The sequence below is a fragment of the Peteryoungia rhizophila genome (assembly GCF_004912145.1).
Classification (GTDB): domain Bacteria; phylum Pseudomonadota; class Alphaproteobacteria; order Rhizobiales; family Rhizobiaceae; genus Allorhizobium; species Allorhizobium rhizophilum.
In genome coordinates this window covers 135,415-148,435 of record NZ_STGT01000006.1, presented here as the reverse complement: position 1 = coordinate 148,435, position 13,021 = coordinate 135,415, and the positions used below count along the sequence as shown (strand labels likewise).

The 13,021-nt window shown below is 63.3% G+C and carries 15 protein-coding genes; 7 read left to right on the top strand and 8 right to left on the bottom strand.

Features of this window, described 5'->3' with window-relative positions; genetic code table 11:
• The 6 genes from E9677_RS21920 to E9677_RS21895 are packed head-to-tail and all read right to left on the bottom strand — an operon-like array spanning position 1 to position 5,403.
• A complete protein-coding gene (locus tag E9677_RS21920) occupies positions 1–1,644 on the bottom strand; it encodes an NTP transferase domain-containing protein (RefSeq protein WP_136560188.1) in 1,644 nt (547 codons plus the stop codon).
• Entirely contained in the window at positions 1,641–2,357 is a 717-nt protein-coding gene (locus E9677_RS21915) for an XdhC family protein (RefSeq protein ID WP_136560187.1), read from the bottom strand. The genes E9677_RS21920 and E9677_RS21915 overlap by 4 nt, the downstream gene beginning before the upstream one ends.
• Positions 2,357–2,686, bottom strand: a complete 330-nt coding sequence (locus E9677_RS21910) for an XdhC family protein (protein ID WP_136560186.1) — start codon at positions 2,684–2,686, stop codon at positions 2,357–2,359. Before E9677_RS21910 ends, E9677_RS21915 begins: the two co-directional genes overlap by 1 nt.
• Positions 2,683–3,957: a vWA domain-containing protein gene (locus E9677_RS21905; RefSeq protein WP_136560185.1), complete on the bottom strand. Its 1,275-nt coding sequence runs from the start codon at positions 3,955–3,957 to the stop codon at positions 2,683–2,685. The genes E9677_RS21910 and E9677_RS21905 overlap by 4 nt, the downstream gene beginning before the upstream one ends.
• A 2-nt stretch (positions 3,958–3,959) precedes the next feature.
• A complete protein-coding gene (locus E9677_RS21900) occupies positions 3,960–4,892 on the bottom strand; it encodes an AAA family ATPase (protein WP_136560184.1) in 933 nt (310 codons plus the stop codon).
• A gap of 25 nt (positions 4,893–4,917) precedes the next feature.
• Positions 4,918–5,403: a flavin reductase gene (locus E9677_RS21895; RefSeq protein ID WP_136560183.1), complete on the bottom strand. Its 486-nt coding sequence runs from the start codon at positions 5,401–5,403 to the stop codon at positions 4,918–4,920.
• Between the two features lie 168 nt (positions 5,404–5,571).
• On the opposite strand from E9677_RS21895, the gene E9677_RS21890 reads away from it, so the two are divergent.
• A complete protein-coding gene (locus tag E9677_RS21890; protein WP_136560322.1) occupies positions 5,572–6,663 on the top strand; it encodes an ABC transporter substrate-binding protein in 1,092 nt (363 codons plus the stop codon).
• A gap of 8 nt (positions 6,664–6,671) precedes the next feature.
• Here the strand turns inward: E9677_RS21890 and E9677_RS21885 are convergent, their stop codons facing one another.
• Complete coding sequence (locus tag E9677_RS21885; protein WP_136560182.1) at positions 6,672–7,436, bottom strand: SDR family NAD(P)-dependent oxidoreductase; 765 nt, start codon at positions 7,434–7,436, stop codon at positions 6,672–6,674.
• Positions 7,437–7,646: 210 nt separating this feature from the next.
• Here E9677_RS21885 and rpe point away from each other — a divergent pair, with 210 nt between their 5' ends.
• The 5 genes from rpe to E9677_RS21860 all read left to right on the top strand — a co-directional run bounded on the left by rpe (position 7,647) and on the right by E9677_RS21860 (position 11,256).
• The gene (rpe, locus tag E9677_RS21880) at positions 7,647–8,324 is read left to right on the top strand and encodes a ribulose-phosphate 3-epimerase (RefSeq protein ID WP_136560181.1); all 678 of its coding nucleotides are present in this window, start codon (positions 7,647–7,649) and stop codon (positions 8,322–8,324) included.
• Entirely contained in the window at positions 8,321–9,040 is a 720-nt protein-coding gene (locus tag E9677_RS21875; RefSeq protein WP_136560180.1) for a DUF2259 domain-containing protein, read from the top strand. The genes rpe and E9677_RS21875 overlap by 4 nt, the downstream gene beginning before the upstream one ends.
• Positions 9,037–9,519 carry a hypothetical protein gene (locus E9677_RS21870; protein WP_136560179.1) on the top strand — a complete coding sequence of 161 codons (483 nt, stop codon included), beginning with the start codon at positions 9,037–9,039 and terminating at the stop codon, positions 9,517–9,519. Before E9677_RS21875 ends, E9677_RS21870 begins: the two co-directional genes overlap by 4 nt.
• 61 nt (positions 9,520–9,580) lie before the next feature.
• Complete coding sequence (gene purB, locus E9677_RS21865) at positions 9,581–10,882, top strand: adenylosuccinate lyase (protein ID WP_136560178.1); 1,302 nt, start codon at positions 9,581–9,583, stop codon at positions 10,880–10,882.
• Between the two features lie 83 nt (positions 10,883–10,965).
• Positions 10,966–11,256, top strand: coding sequence for a hypothetical protein (locus E9677_RS21860; RefSeq protein ID WP_136560177.1), 291 nt, complete (start codon positions 10,966–10,968; stop codon positions 11,254–11,256).
• A 16-nt stretch (positions 11,257–11,272) separates the two neighbouring features.
• On the opposite strand, the gene E9677_RS21855 is transcribed toward E9677_RS21860, so the two are convergent.
• On the bottom strand, positions 11,273–12,064 hold the full coding sequence (locus tag E9677_RS21855; protein WP_136560176.1) for a DUF2189 domain-containing protein: 792 nt from the start codon (positions 12,062–12,064) through the stop codon (positions 11,273–11,275).
• A 382-nt stretch (positions 12,065–12,446) separates the two neighbouring features.
• Between E9677_RS21855 and E9677_RS21850 the strand changes: the two genes are divergently transcribed.
• Positions 12,447–12,998, top strand: coding sequence for an RBBP9/YdeN family alpha/beta hydrolase (locus tag E9677_RS21850; protein ID WP_136560175.1), 552 nt, complete (start codon positions 12,447–12,449; stop codon positions 12,996–12,998).
• Positions 12,999–13,021: the final 23 nt, after the last annotated feature.

The following is a 13,021-nucleotide window of genomic DNA, read 5'->3' as shown; positions in this document are numbered from 1 at the left end:
TCAGCCTTTCAGGATGCCCCCGGCTGCCAGAATAGCCTCGGGCGTATCGACATCAAGCCTTGCAGCAGGTCCGATCTCGACATCGATGACGGCAAGCCCAGCACTCTCGATCACCGGGCGTGCGCCGATATCACCCTCCAGTGCCTTCAGCGCTTCGAAGGTGGCGGCCGGCAGGATGACGGGATTGCCACGCTGGCCATCGGAGACGGCGCGGACGATCGCCTTGCCGCCGGCCTTTCGATAGACCTCGGCCAGAGCCGCGATATCGGCCGAAGAGACATTCGGCATGTCGGCGAGCAGAACCATCATGCCTGACAGACCCTTGGATTCGACTGCGGCAAGCCCCGCTTTCAGCGAACTCGCCATCCCACTAGCGAAATCTGCATTCTCCTCAACCTGCGCACCGAGCCCGGCGACCGCCTCGGCGACTTCAGCACTGCGATGGCCGGTGACAACCGTGACGGGGCCAAGTTTTGCTTCGACGACTTGCCTGACCGTGCGCCGCACGAGCGCTTCGCCCTCGAACTCCGCGAGCAGCTTGTGCCGACCGCCCTCGCCCATCCGGCTCGCCCGACCAGCGGCGAGCACCACGAGACCCAGCGCTGCCGGATCGGCGTCAGCGGTTGCGGCAAGGCGCGGCAGCGGACGGCTCGGGATCTCCATCAACAGGCCACCTACGCCCCAACCGGTCATCTCCGCCCGATCCGGTGGATGACCGGCGAGGATCCGGTTCAGCACCCAGTCGAAGCCGTTCTCCTTCGGTGAGCGGGCGCAGCCCGGTGCCCCGATCACCGGCACTTCGCCGATATGACCGAGCACGAGCAGATTGCCCGGATCGACCGGCAGGCCGACCTGCTCGACCACGCCACCGGCAAGCCGGATGGCCGTCGGAATGACGTCCTCGGCATCTGCCACGGCCGAAGCGCCGAAGACGATAACCACCGGCGGATGGTCGGACTTGGCCCCGGCATCATCCAACGCCGCACGGATAGCCTCTGCCACGTCCTCGGCACGGTGAGGGACGCGGCGCTCCGAGACGAGACTGCTGGCCGAGGCACTGAGCCGCGCCTCCAGCACGCGGGCGGTCTTGTCCATGACGGTGGCTTTCAGCGAGGCAAGCTGCGTGGCGACAAGATGCACTTGGTGCGCGCGGTAGGGCGTCACTTCGAAGGCAGTTCCTTTCTTCAGGATCACAGCCGCTGCCTCTACGCTTGCATCGGCAACGACAAGCGGAATGATCTTGATCGTTGCGACCAGATCGCCGGCACGCACGTCGCGACGATCGGGCAGACAGGCCAGCGTCATCGCAGGGTCCACAGCATTGAAACCGTCGACTGTCACCTTGTCGGCGAGAAACAGCCCGTTCTCGCGCGCATAGAAGTTTACCCGCCCCGTCGAGGCCGGACTGCACCTGAGCCCCGTTGGTTCGATCGTCGAGGCAAGCCTTTCGGCTGCCTCGTCTTCCGTGAGATCGCCTGGGTCGAGCCGGCAGGCGATCACGGAGGAGATGCCCTCGGCTGCCAGGCTCAGAAGATCGGCGGCAGTCAAGCGATGCCCCTTCGGCAACCTGCGGGAGGCGAGCGACTGGGAATGGGCGAGGATCGCGCCTTCAGCCGTCTCGGTTGCGACTTGACCGAACTTCACGCTGGCACACCGACTTGCGGGGTTCCGGACGCCAAGCTGCGACGCCGCAGGGACTGGATGATCTCGGCCAGGATAGCGACGGCTATCTCGGCGGGAGTGGCAGCCCCGATATCGAGCCCGATAGGCGCCCGGATGCCGTCGATGATCGGTTGATCGAAGCCGAGGGATGCGAGCCGCTCGATGCGCTTCGCATGCGTCTTGCGCGACCCGAGCGCGCCCACATAGAAGCAGCCCGCTTCGAGTGCGGCGATCAGCCCGGGATCATCGATCTTCGGATCATGGGTGACGGCGACCAGCGCGCTGTAGCGGTCGAGCGACATGGTCGAAAACACGTCGTCCGGCCAGTCGGCACGCAGGTCGATGCCGGCAAAACGCTCCGGCGTGGCAAAGGCGGTACGCGGATCGATGATCGTCACCGCAAACCCGGCAAGTGCTGCCATGGGCGCGAGCGCCTGACTGATATGCACGGCGCCGATGACAACGACCCTTGGTGGTGGCAGATGCACATTGAGGAAAAGGCTTCGCCCGTCGATCTCGGCGGTTGCCGACTTGCCGGAAAGAAGCCGCGCCCGGATTTCCTGCCCCAGAGCGTCGGTGGGCACCTGATCCTCGGTCACCAGCTGCGACATACCTGAAGCGAGATCGCTGACCAGCACGGCGCCACGACGGTCGCGCTTCGCAGCATTCAGCGCCTTAAGCGTCGAAACATCCATCAACCGAGCCTCTCGACATGCACCCGGATGCGCCCGCCACAGGACAGACCCACGCGCCAGGCGGTTTCGTCGGCGACACCGAATTCGAGCGTCTTCGCCGCCCCGGTGTCGATCACGTCCAATGCCTCTGTGATGACGGCCCCCTCGACACAGCCGCCGGAGACCGAGCCCTCGAAATTGCCCTCGCCGTCGATCACCAGATGGCTTCCGACAGGGCGCGGCGCCGAGCCCCAGGTTTCGATAACGGTGGCGATGGCGACGGATCGACCTTCGGCAAACCAGCTTTCGGCGATCGCGAGCGGGTCGCGCGGGACGGTAACTGTGGTCATGGCAGGCTCCTTCCAGAACCGAGATAACGCTTCGGGTCGCAATCCCGATCCGCCGCGCCGGACAAAGATTGCACCAGATCCGACAGGGCTTCCAGATTGTGCACCGAGCGCAACTCGTCGACATGCGGCAGCATGGCGCGAACGCCCCGTGCGCGGGCCTCGAAGCCGGCGAAGCGCAGAAGCGGATTGAGCCAGACGAGGCGGCGGCAGGAACGGTGCAGGCGATCGGTTTCGCGCGACAGTAGCTCGACCTCGTCCCGCTCCAGCCCGTCGGTGATCAACAGCACCACGGCACCCTGCCCCAACACACGCCGTCCCCAATGCCGGTTGAACAGTTTCAGCGTCTCGCCGATGCGTGTGCCACCCGACCAGTCAGCCACCGCCTCGGTGCATTGCGCGATCGCCTCGTCCGGATCCCGATGCCTCAGTTGGCGCGTCACATTGGTGAGCCGCGTGCCGAACAGGAAGGTGTGAACACGACGTCGCCGTTCCGTCAGCACATGCAGGAAATGCAGGAAGATGCGGGTATATTGGCTCATCGAGCCCGAGATGTCGGCGAGGATGACGAGCGGGGGCGGCTGTTTCCGACGCTCGCGGAACTTCGGCAGCATCAGGTCGCCACCGGTTCGCAGCGACTGACGCATGGTGGCGCGGGGATCCACGCTCCGACCCCGCGGCGACAGCCTGTAACGCCGCGTTTTAACGAGATCGAGCGGCATGGCGAGCCGTTCGATGGCCCGGCGGGCCTCGTTGAGTTCACTGGCAGTCATCTGGCCGAAATCGAGCCGGCGAAAGACCTCCTGGCCGGAGACCGTGAGCCGCGCATCGATCTCGACATCGGGTTCGTCCCGCGACTGTGGCGCGCGGCTCCTATCGGCGAACAACGCATCGCTGACCCGCGCACCGCCGGCCCTGGGCTTTTGCCGCTCCCCGATCGCCGCCACCGGTGACATCAGCGCGATCATCTTGCCGACCAGATCCCGCGAGCGCCAGAAGATCGAAAAGGCCTCGTCGAAGACGGGTTGATCCTCGTGGCGATTGACGAAGATGGCCGACAGCGCCGCATGAAACTCCACGCGCGAGCCGATGCCGATCGCGTCGATCGCCTCGATCGCATCGATGACGGCGCCTGGGCCCGGTTTCAGGCCAGCTTTTCTCAGCACGCGGGCGAAATGCACGATATTGTCGGCAAGCCGGCCGTCACCCTGCACGGGTGGCGGCACGACAATGCCATCTGGTCCGCCGCCTCGCTCTTGACCCGCGCCCTGCATGGTCAGCCTGCCGCCGCAAAAAGCTCGGCCTTGACCTCGGAAAGCAGCTTTTCCCCTTCGCTCCCCTGGATACGGGCGATATCCTCCTGATATTTCAGAAGCGTGCCAAGCGTATCCGCAATCGTCTCCGGATCGAGCGCGAGGCGATCGAGTTCAGTAAGCGCCGTCGCCCAGTCGATGGTCTCGGCGATGCCGGGGTTCTTGAAGAGATCGACGGTCCTGAGCTTCTGCACATAGGCAACGATCTGTCGGGAGAGCTGCTCGTTGCAGCCCTTCACCTTCCGCCTGATGATGGCGAGTTCGTCGGCAGCGGCCGGATAATCGACCCAGTGATAGAGGCAGCGGCGCTTCAAGGCGTCATGCACTTCGCGGGTGCGGTTGGACGTCACAATAACGATCGGCGGCTCGGCGGCCTTCACCGTTCCGAATTCGGGGATCGTCACCTGAAAGTCCGAGAGAACTTCGAGCAGGAATGCCTCGAAGGCCTCGTCCGTGCGGTCAAGTTCGTCGATCAGGAAGACCGGCGCCTTTCCGGGCTCGCCCTGAAGGGCTTGCAGCACGGGGCGGCGGATCAGGTAACGTTCGGAGAAGATATCGCTTTCCAGCTGCGAGCGGTCTGATACGCCCGATGCCTCTGCCATGCGGATTTCGAGCATCTGGGCTGGATAGTTCCACTCGTAGACGGCGGAGGCGACGTCGAGGCCCTCGTAGCATTGCAAGCGGATGAGCGGGCGGTCGAGGGCCTTGGCCAGCACCTTGGCGACCTCGGTCTTGCCGACGCCGGCCTCGCCTTCGAGAAACAGCGGACGCTTCATCTTGAGCGCCAGGAACAGCACGGTCGCGAGCGGCCTTGCCGCCAGATAATCCTCCGCCGACAGAAGATCGATGATGCCATCGATCGTCTCCGGCAGAACCTTTCCCGAGGTCTCTGCCATGTCTCCTCCCGATTTGGATGGAAGCTTATAGCGTGTGATAGCCCCGGTCCAGATAGATGAGCGATGGCTCACGCGCGCCGAAATGGACTGCCTTGACCTCGCCGAAGAGCACAGTGTGGGTATTCGTCACCTTTTGGTCCGTGACGACACAATCGAAGGCCACGATCGCATCGGCGAGCACGGGAGAGCCGGTCGCAAGCACCTGCCATTCGGCAAGTGCAAAACGCTCCTCCGATGTCAGCTTGGCGAAGCCGGCAAAGGCATTGGCGATATCCTGATGGTGCGCGCCGAGCGAATTCAGCGCAAAATGACCGCTCTCGAACAGGACTTCGTTGCTTGGATTGCTGTTGTTGAGGCAGGCCAGCACCGTCGGCGGACTGTCGGAGACCGAACAGGCAGCGGTGATCGTCACGCCGCGCCGGATGCCCTCATGCTCCGTCGTTACGATCTGCACATGTCCCGCATAACGGCTCATGGCATCGCGATAAACGACCGGATCAAGACCTGCCATGCTCAAATTCCCGCCTCCCCTTGCTGTTCTGGCCCCATCGAAACCGCAATATGGGCCGCGGGCCTTACCTTTTCCACAACACAGGAACAATTTCCTTCCGACCACCCGGTCTCGCCCGGAAAGCCAGCATTTCCAATCGGCTGCGCTTTCGGTTAGGATCACAACATGATGGTGAAGCCCCGTTTGAAACTCGTTCTAGCGACCCCTCTGTTCCTCGGACTCGGCCTCGGGGCGCCATCGGCTGCGGAGCTGACACTTGCAGTCGTCGCACCGCAGGATGGCCCCTTTGCAGTGCTCGGTGAGCAGATAAGGCGAGGCGCATCACTGGCCGCCGGAAAGCTCCAGATCACGCTCGTGGAGATCGACGAGACCTGCGACGAAGGCAGTGGCAAGCCGATCGCCGAGGCGATTGCAGCAGCGGGTGCAACGGCCGCGATCGGCTTTCTCTGCAGTGAAAGCCTGAAGGACGCCTTGCCCGCGCTGAAGCAAGCCAACGTACCGGCCTTCACGCTTTCGGTCCGCTGGAAGGGCCTGATGGAAGATGCGATCAAGGCGGGCGCGCCTCTATTCCGCCTGGCGCCGAATGCCGACCAGGAAGCCGGCAAGCTTTCGGAGGTGATCCTGCGCGACTGGGCAGGCTCCGCCGTCGCCCTTCTGGAAGACGGCACGATCCGCGGACGGGAACTCACGGAAGCAATCCGTATAAGCCTGGAGGAACGCGGTCTGAAACCCGCCTTCATCGACACCTTCCGCCCGGGCCAGGAACAGCAGCTGGCGCTTGTCCGCCGCGTCAGGAATGCCGGCGTCACCCACGCCTTCATCGGCGGCGACCGCAGCGACGTGGCCGTCATCGCCCGCGACGCGAAGGCGGAGGGCCTCGCTCTGACGCTGCTCGCCGGCGAGGCCATGCGGGCGGCAGACGAACCCGTGCCTCTGGAAGACGGCGTGCTGGCGGTCGGTCTGATCGAGACGCCGCAAGGAGGCGCGGCGGAAGCACTGGCGGGCGAGCTCGCGGAGAGCAAGATCGAACCAGAAGGTTACGTTGTTCCAGCCCATGCCGCCGTGACGATCCTCGCGGATGCCTGGGGCATTTCGACCGCCATGGGCACACCGGTCACGGATGCGCTCATCGGTACGACCTTCGAGACAGCCTTTGGCCCTGTCACCTTCGGCGCGGATCACGAGCTGACGGAGAACCCCTATCGCCTGCTGGTCTGGCAAGACGACCGTTTCGTACCCGTGCCCGACAAGACGCAGTAAACACGCCTTCAGTCGCGATAGGGCCAGAATGCCTGGCTGAAGACCCCGCCATCGACCCAGATCGTCTGGCCGGTCACGAAGGACGACTGCGGTCCCGCAAGAAACAGGATTGGTCCGGCAATGTCCTCCGGCGTACCGACACGGCGCAGCGGCGTAACATCCCCCCAGGTTTTCGCGTAATCCGGCGCTTCGGCCTGAGTGCGCGCCGTTTCGATCGCACCCGGCGCCACGCAGTTGACGCGGATCCGATGCGGCCCGAGTTCAACGGCCGACACCTTGGTCAGCTGTTCGATGCCGCCCTTGGAAGCGGTATAATCGACGAGCTTCGGGAAGGCATGCTTGTTACAGCCAGAGCCGAGATTGATGATCGAGCCGCCCTTGCCCGCGTCCACCATGCGACGCGCCACGCGCTGGGAATTCAGGAAGGTACCCTTGAGATTGGTGCTGATGACGGCATCCCAGCGCTCTTCGGAAAGTTCGAGCATCGAGGCCCAGGTCTGGATGCCGGCATTGTTGACGAGCACGTCCGGCACCTGCCCGGCCCAGGCGATCACCTCGTCGAGGAAACCCTCGATCGCGGCGCTGTTGGCCACCTCGCATTCTCGGCCCACTGCCCGTCCGCCAAGCGCCGCGGCCTCCGCCTCGACGTCGGAAGCCGCATCTTGCTGGCCGAGATGGGTAAAGGCGACGTCATAACCGTCGCGCACGAAGGCCGAGACGAGATGCCGGCCGATTCCGGAACTGCCGCCGGTGATGATTGCGAACTTGGCCATATCGTCCTCCCAGACTGCTTTGTCGTGTCCGAGGGATGGAGCGCCGGGCGGCGATCGTCAAGGGCAGGCGTAGTCGAGGCCGTTCTCATCCGAAGGCATGGTTGCCGCAAGACAGCGCCGATGCTATGCGGACGCCGAGCCATCGCCCCGTCCGCCAAGGCAAGCAACGCGCATACGGGCCGACATCGTCCTGCCGTCGAGGATCCCCAGATGACCCGCCCTCTCCTGATCTCGCCCTCCATTCTCGCAGCCGACTTTTCCCGCCTCGGCGAAGAAGTCCGAGACGTCGTCGATGCCGGCGCGGAATGGGTGCATCTCGACGTCATGGACGGCCATTTCGTGCCAAACATCTCCTTCGGTCCCGCCGTCATCAAGGCGCTGCGCCCGCACACCAAGGCGATCTTCGACTGCCACCTGATGATCGCGCCGGCCGATCCCTATCTCGCGGCTTTTGCCGATGCCGGTTGCGACATCATCACCGTCCATGCAGAAGCAGGCCCGCATCTGCACCGCTCGTTGCAGACCATCCGTGCACTCGGCAAGAAGGCCGGCGTCTCGCTCAACCCGGCGACCCCGCTATCGGTGATCGAACACGTCATGGATGATCTCGACCTGATCCTGATCATGAGCGTCAACCCCGGCTTCGGCGGCCAGAAATACATCCCGGCCATGACCGACAAGATCGCCAAGGCTCACGCCCTGATCGGCAACCGCCCGATCGATCTCGAAGTCGATGGCGGCGTGACCGCCGAGAACGCCGCCGAGATCGCCAGAGCCGGTGCCAATGCGCTGGTCGCCGGTTCGGCGATCTTCAAGGGCAAGGGCGTTGACGACTACCGCAAGACCGTCGACACTCTGCGCAAGGCAGCCGAGGGAGGTCGCGGTTGAGCATCAGGTTTTCCGCCATTGCGCTCTTTTTGCTTGCGGCCACTGCCGCAAGCGCCGGTGACGTGGCGGAAATGCGACCGATCGGCTTCTCCCCGGACGGCAGGTTCTTCGCCTTCGAGCAATTCGGAGAGCAGGACGGCTCGGGCTTTCCCTATGCGGAAATCCAGGTGATCGACACGCAAACCGACACATACGTATCCGGCACACCTGTGTCGGTGCTGATCCGTCGCGAAGAAGCCTCGGTGGGCGAAGCGCGGCGCGAGAGCCTAGCTCAGGCGAAGAAAATCCTGGAGGCCCGCAAGATCGGTGACGATCCAGGCTATCTGGTCGCATTGTCGCCAATCGGGGAATTGGCGGAAAAACGTGACGAGCTGCGTTACCAGGCCTTCCCGAGTTTCTACGTGTCGGAGGGAATTCATCGGCTCTTTCTGGAGGAGTTCGACGCCGAGGGACTGGAACTCTGCAGGAGCATGGACGTCAAGGTGCGCGGATTCGCTCTGAAGATCGCCGAGGACGCATCCCCCGACGACCGGCGCGAAGTCTATCGCGACACCAGCGTCCCAAAGAGCCGGAACTGCCCGAGCGCCTATGCCATCGGCGGCATGGTCACGCCCTCTTATGGCTCGTCCGCTCCCCATATGGCCATGATCCAGATCGCCACTCTCGGCTTCGAGGGCAATAATCTCCGTTGGCTCGCCGTTCCGGTGAAGCCTTGACGGCGCGACGATGGCTCCCGCCGGCCGCATTCTGGTTCTTCGGTTCGATCGCCTGGGGGCTCGCCATGGCCGCGAGCTTTCTGCTGTCGATCCATGTCTTCGGTCGTGCGACCGGCAGCCATGATCTGAGCCTCACCGCGATCTACGCAGGCGGTGGCCTGCTGGGCTGGCTTGTCGCAATTCCGCTCATCCACATCGTCGCCCATGGGCGTCGACCATCCGTGGTCCTCGCAGGATGGATGTGCCTTCTGGGCCTTGTCACGATCGGCGCGACGGCCGGCCTCTATGCGCTGCAATACCGATACTTCTACGCGCACTGGCATGCGCCTTTCGCCACGCGCATCTGGGGCTACCAGCTGTTTTACACGACCGCCGTCGCCCTCTACCAATTCGCCGTGTTGGGTGTGCGGCACTTGCTGCCGGCCGGATTTGCCATGCTTATCGCCCTGAGCGTGGTCATAGCCCGTCGCAGCCGTTGAGCTTGCCGCCCCACTTTGCTAAGGGGGGCCAGAGTTTCAAGTCCAACGAAAGACGAGCCCGATGATCCCGCGTTACTCCCGGCCGGAAATGGTCGCCATCTGGTCCCCCGAAACCAAGTTCCGCATCTGGTTCGAGATCGAGGCCCATGCCTGCGACGCGCTCGCCGATCTCGGCGTGATCCCGAAGGAATCCGCCCGCACGATCTGGGAAAAGGGTGGCCCGGCCGAATTCGACGTCGCCCGGATCGACGAGATCGAAGCCGTCACCAAGCACGACGTCATCGCCTTCCTCACCCATCTCGCCGAGTTCATCGGTCCTGACTCGCGCTTCGTCCACCAGGGCATGACCTCGTCGGATGTGCTCGACACGACCCTCAACATCCAGCTGGTCCGCGCCGCCGACATCCTGATCGCCGACATGGACCGCGTGCTGGCAGCGCTGAAGGCCCGCGCCTTCGAACATAAGGACACGGTCCGCATCGGTCGCAGCCACGGCATCCATGCCGAGCCGACGACCATGGGCCTGACCTTCGCCCGCTTCTATGCCGAGATGGCCCGCAACCGTGACCGTCTGGTCAACGCCCGTGCGGAAGTGGCAACCGGCGCGATCTCTGGCGCCGTCGGTACCTTCGCCAATATCGACCCGCGCGTCGAAGAACATGTCTGCGAAAAGCTCGGCCTCGTGCCGGAGCCGATTTCCACCCAGGTCATCCCGCGCGACCGCCATGCGATGTTCTTCGCCACACTCGGCGTCATCGCATCCTCGATCGAGAACGTCGCGATCGAAATCCGCCACATGCAGCGCACCGAAGTCCTGGAAGCCGAAGAGTTCTTCTCGCCGGGCCAGAAGGGCTCGTCGGCCATGCCGCATAAGCGCAATCCGGTGCTGACCGAGAACCTGACCGGCCTCGCCCGGCTCGTTCGCATGTCGGTCGTTCCTGCCATGGAAAACGTGGCCCTCTGGCACGAGCGGGACATCAGCCATTCGAGCGTCGAGCGCGCGATCGGCCCCGACACCACGATCACCCTTGATTTCGCGCTGAATCGTCTGGCCGGCGTCGTCGAAAAGCTCGTCATCTATCCCGAGAACATGTTGAAGAACATGAACAAGTTCAAGGGCCTCGTGATGAGCCAGCGCGTGCTTCTGGCCCTCACCCAGGCCGGCGTTTCGCGTGAGGACAGCTACCGCTTGGTCCAGCGCAATGCGATGAAGGTCTGGGAAAAGGGTGCCGACTTCCTGGAAGAACTGCTCGGCGACGAGGAAGTGCGCAAAGCACTTTCCGAGGAAGACATCCGCGAAAAATTCGACCTCGGCTATCACACCAAGCATGTCGACACGATCTTCGCCCGCGTCTTCGGTTGACGGAACGCGTTAATGCGACGGCACACCATGGCGGGCGCGGGTAACTCCGCGCCCGTTCTGCTTTTCAACGCAGGGAGATCGACATGAAACGCCTGTCGCGTCTTGCAGCAATGACAGTCTATGTGCTGGCCCTGTTCAGCATCTGGCTGCTCGGCGGAAGCAAGTACGCCTGGATGTCAGATCTCGATCCGACATACGCCGAGGCTGCGATCGAAACCGACGGCAGTCGCGACCTCGTGGCGACGCTGCTTCTTGTGATTGCGTTCCTCGCCACTGCGTTCCTCGCGGCATCAGGCCCAACAAGAGGCGCACGGGTCGCGCCTCTCTTTCTCGCAATTCTGGCAGTCGTCCTTTATGTCGTCGCCCGGCCATGAGCCGCGTGATGAACCGCTACACCACCAGCCGACGATAGAAATGCCAGGTCGCGTGTCCGAGCACCGGCACGATCACGATCAGCCCGACGAGCAACGTCGCCATGCCGATGGCAAGCAGGCCGGCGACCATCAGGCCCCAGACTGCGACCGGCACCGGATTGGCGAGGCTCGCGCGCACCGACGTGCCGACGGCGGAGGCCGCACCGCAGTCGCGATCCAGCAGCATGGGGAATGCCACAAGGCTGATCACGAGCGCGACCAGCGCCAGCAGAAAGCCGATGCCATTGCTCCAGAACAGGAAGGCCCAGGCGTTCGGATGATCGAAGACGCCGCTGGCGAAGGCGAAGACACCCGGCGCCGGGTAATCCCCGATCATGGAAAGATAAAGCCCGCGCGACATGACCAACCAAACCATGAAGAGCGTCACGAGATAGGCGCTCATCATCAGCAGTGCCGGCAAAGACGGGGACTTGCGGAGGCTGAGGACATCAGACCAGTTCGCCGGCTGGCCGAGTTCTTGCCGACGGCTGATCTCCATCAACCCAAGCGCCAGAAGCGGTCCGAGCAATGCAAAGCCTGTCAGCAGCGGGTAGACCATCGGCAAGAGTTCGACACCGGCACTCCAGCCGATCATCATCGCACCGGCGATGGGATAGATCAGTGCCACGAAGGCATAGTGTGAAGGCTTTTCGCGAAAATCCTCATAGCCTTCGCGCAGGGCAGAAAACACATCGGACACGGCGATGCGCCGGATCTCGGGTCGCTCAATGTTTCCGGTGGCACTGGTCATGACATGAAATGTCGACATACTCACTTCCTCCTCAAGCATTCGGGGTCTGCAAGCTTCAAAGTGAAATGCGTGACGGCAGAGGGGCCGAAGCGGCCGCCAAAGCGTCGTCTGTAGTGCCCGGAGCATCTTGGTTCGATCGATGCACCAGACTCCTGCATAAGCATTTAGTTTATCAGCTAATATCCTGCCTGTCGCGCAAAACGAGCGCACGAAGGTGTGAGGCGCGTGAAGTCCCGTTGAACACGTTGGCCAAACACGCGCGCCTAGGCAGCCGAATTTGGCACTCGCGGTCCGGAGAGATAAGGCCCCATCAGGAGCTGCGGCTTTGTCCGGTTCAATTTTTCAATCGCAGGGACGACCAAATCTTGACGTCGCCCCTGCGGGACAGCAGATAGGGGCCATGAAAGTCTCTGAAGCAGAAATCCTGATCGTCCCCGGCTACACCAATTCCGGACCCGACCACTGGCAGACCCGTTGGGAGCAGAAGCTCTCGACGGCAAGGCGTGTCGAGCAGGCCGAATGGTCAAAGCCGGTTCGCGAAGACTGGATCGCGCGGGTGGCCGAAGAGGTGAATGCCTCTACCAAGCCTGTCGTTCTCGTGGGTCACTCGCTCGGCGTTCCTGCAATCGTGCACGCGATCCCCGAGATGAAGCAGCGTGTCGCAGGCGCCTTTCTCGTGGCACCGCCTGATGTGGCCAACCCGGACATCCGTCCGAAGCACCTGATGACCTTCGGGCCCTATCCGCGTCTGCCGCTCCCCTTCCCGTCGATCATGATCGCCAGCCGCAATGACCCGTTCGGCGAATATGCGCATGCCGAGGACATTGCCAAGGCCTGGGGCGCGCACCTGATAGATGCCGGTGAATCCGGTCACATCAATGCCGACTCCGGACACGGTCCCTGGCCGGAAGGCACGATGGTCTTTGCGCAATTCCTCAGCCATCTCCGATAGACGATAGCAGCGTTTACTGGTCA

Coding starts and splice junctions, on each gene's coding strand:
- E9677_RS21885 (WP_136560182.1), bottom strand. CDS start 7,436: ATGGCCAAGTTCGCAATCATCACCGGCGGCAGTTCCGGAATCGGCCGG.
- E9677_RS21890 (WP_136560322.1), top strand. CDS start 5,572: ATGGTGAAGCCCCGTTTGAAACTCGTTCTAGCGACCCCTCTGTTCCTC.
- E9677_RS21910 (WP_136560186.1), bottom strand. CDS start 2,686: ATGACCACAGTTACCGTCCCGCGCGACCCGCTCGCGATCGCCGAAAGC.
- E9677_RS21855 (WP_136560176.1), bottom strand. CDS start 12,064: ATGTCGACATTTCATGTCATGACCAGTGCCACCGGAAACATTGAGCGA.
- purB (WP_136560178.1), top strand. CDS start 9,581: ATGATCCCGCGTTACTCCCGGCCGGAAATGGTCGCCATCTGGTCCCCC.
- E9677_RS21915 (WP_136560187.1), bottom strand. CDS start 2,357: ATGGATGTTTCGACGCTTAAGGCGCTGAATGCTGCGAAGCGCGACCGT.
- rpe (WP_136560181.1), top strand. CDS start 7,647: ATGACCCGCCCTCTCCTGATCTCGCCCTCCATTCTCGCAGCCGACTTT.
- E9677_RS21900 (WP_136560184.1), bottom strand. CDS start 4,892: ATGGCAGAGACCTCGGGAAAGGTTCTGCCGGAGACGATCGATGGCATC.
- E9677_RS21860 (WP_136560177.1), top strand. CDS start 10,966: ATGAAACGCCTGTCGCGTCTTGCAGCAATGACAGTCTATGTGCTGGCC.
- E9677_RS21905 (WP_136560185.1), bottom strand. CDS start 3,957: ATGCAGGGCGCGGGTCAAGAGCGAGGCGGCGGACCAGATGGCATTGTC.
- E9677_RS21895 (WP_136560183.1), bottom strand. CDS start 5,403: ATGGCAGGTCTTGATCCGGTCGTTTATCGCGATGCCATGAGCCGTTAT.
- E9677_RS21850 (WP_136560175.1), top strand. CDS start 12,447: ATGAAAGTCTCTGAAGCAGAAATCCTGATCGTCCCCGGCTACACCAAT.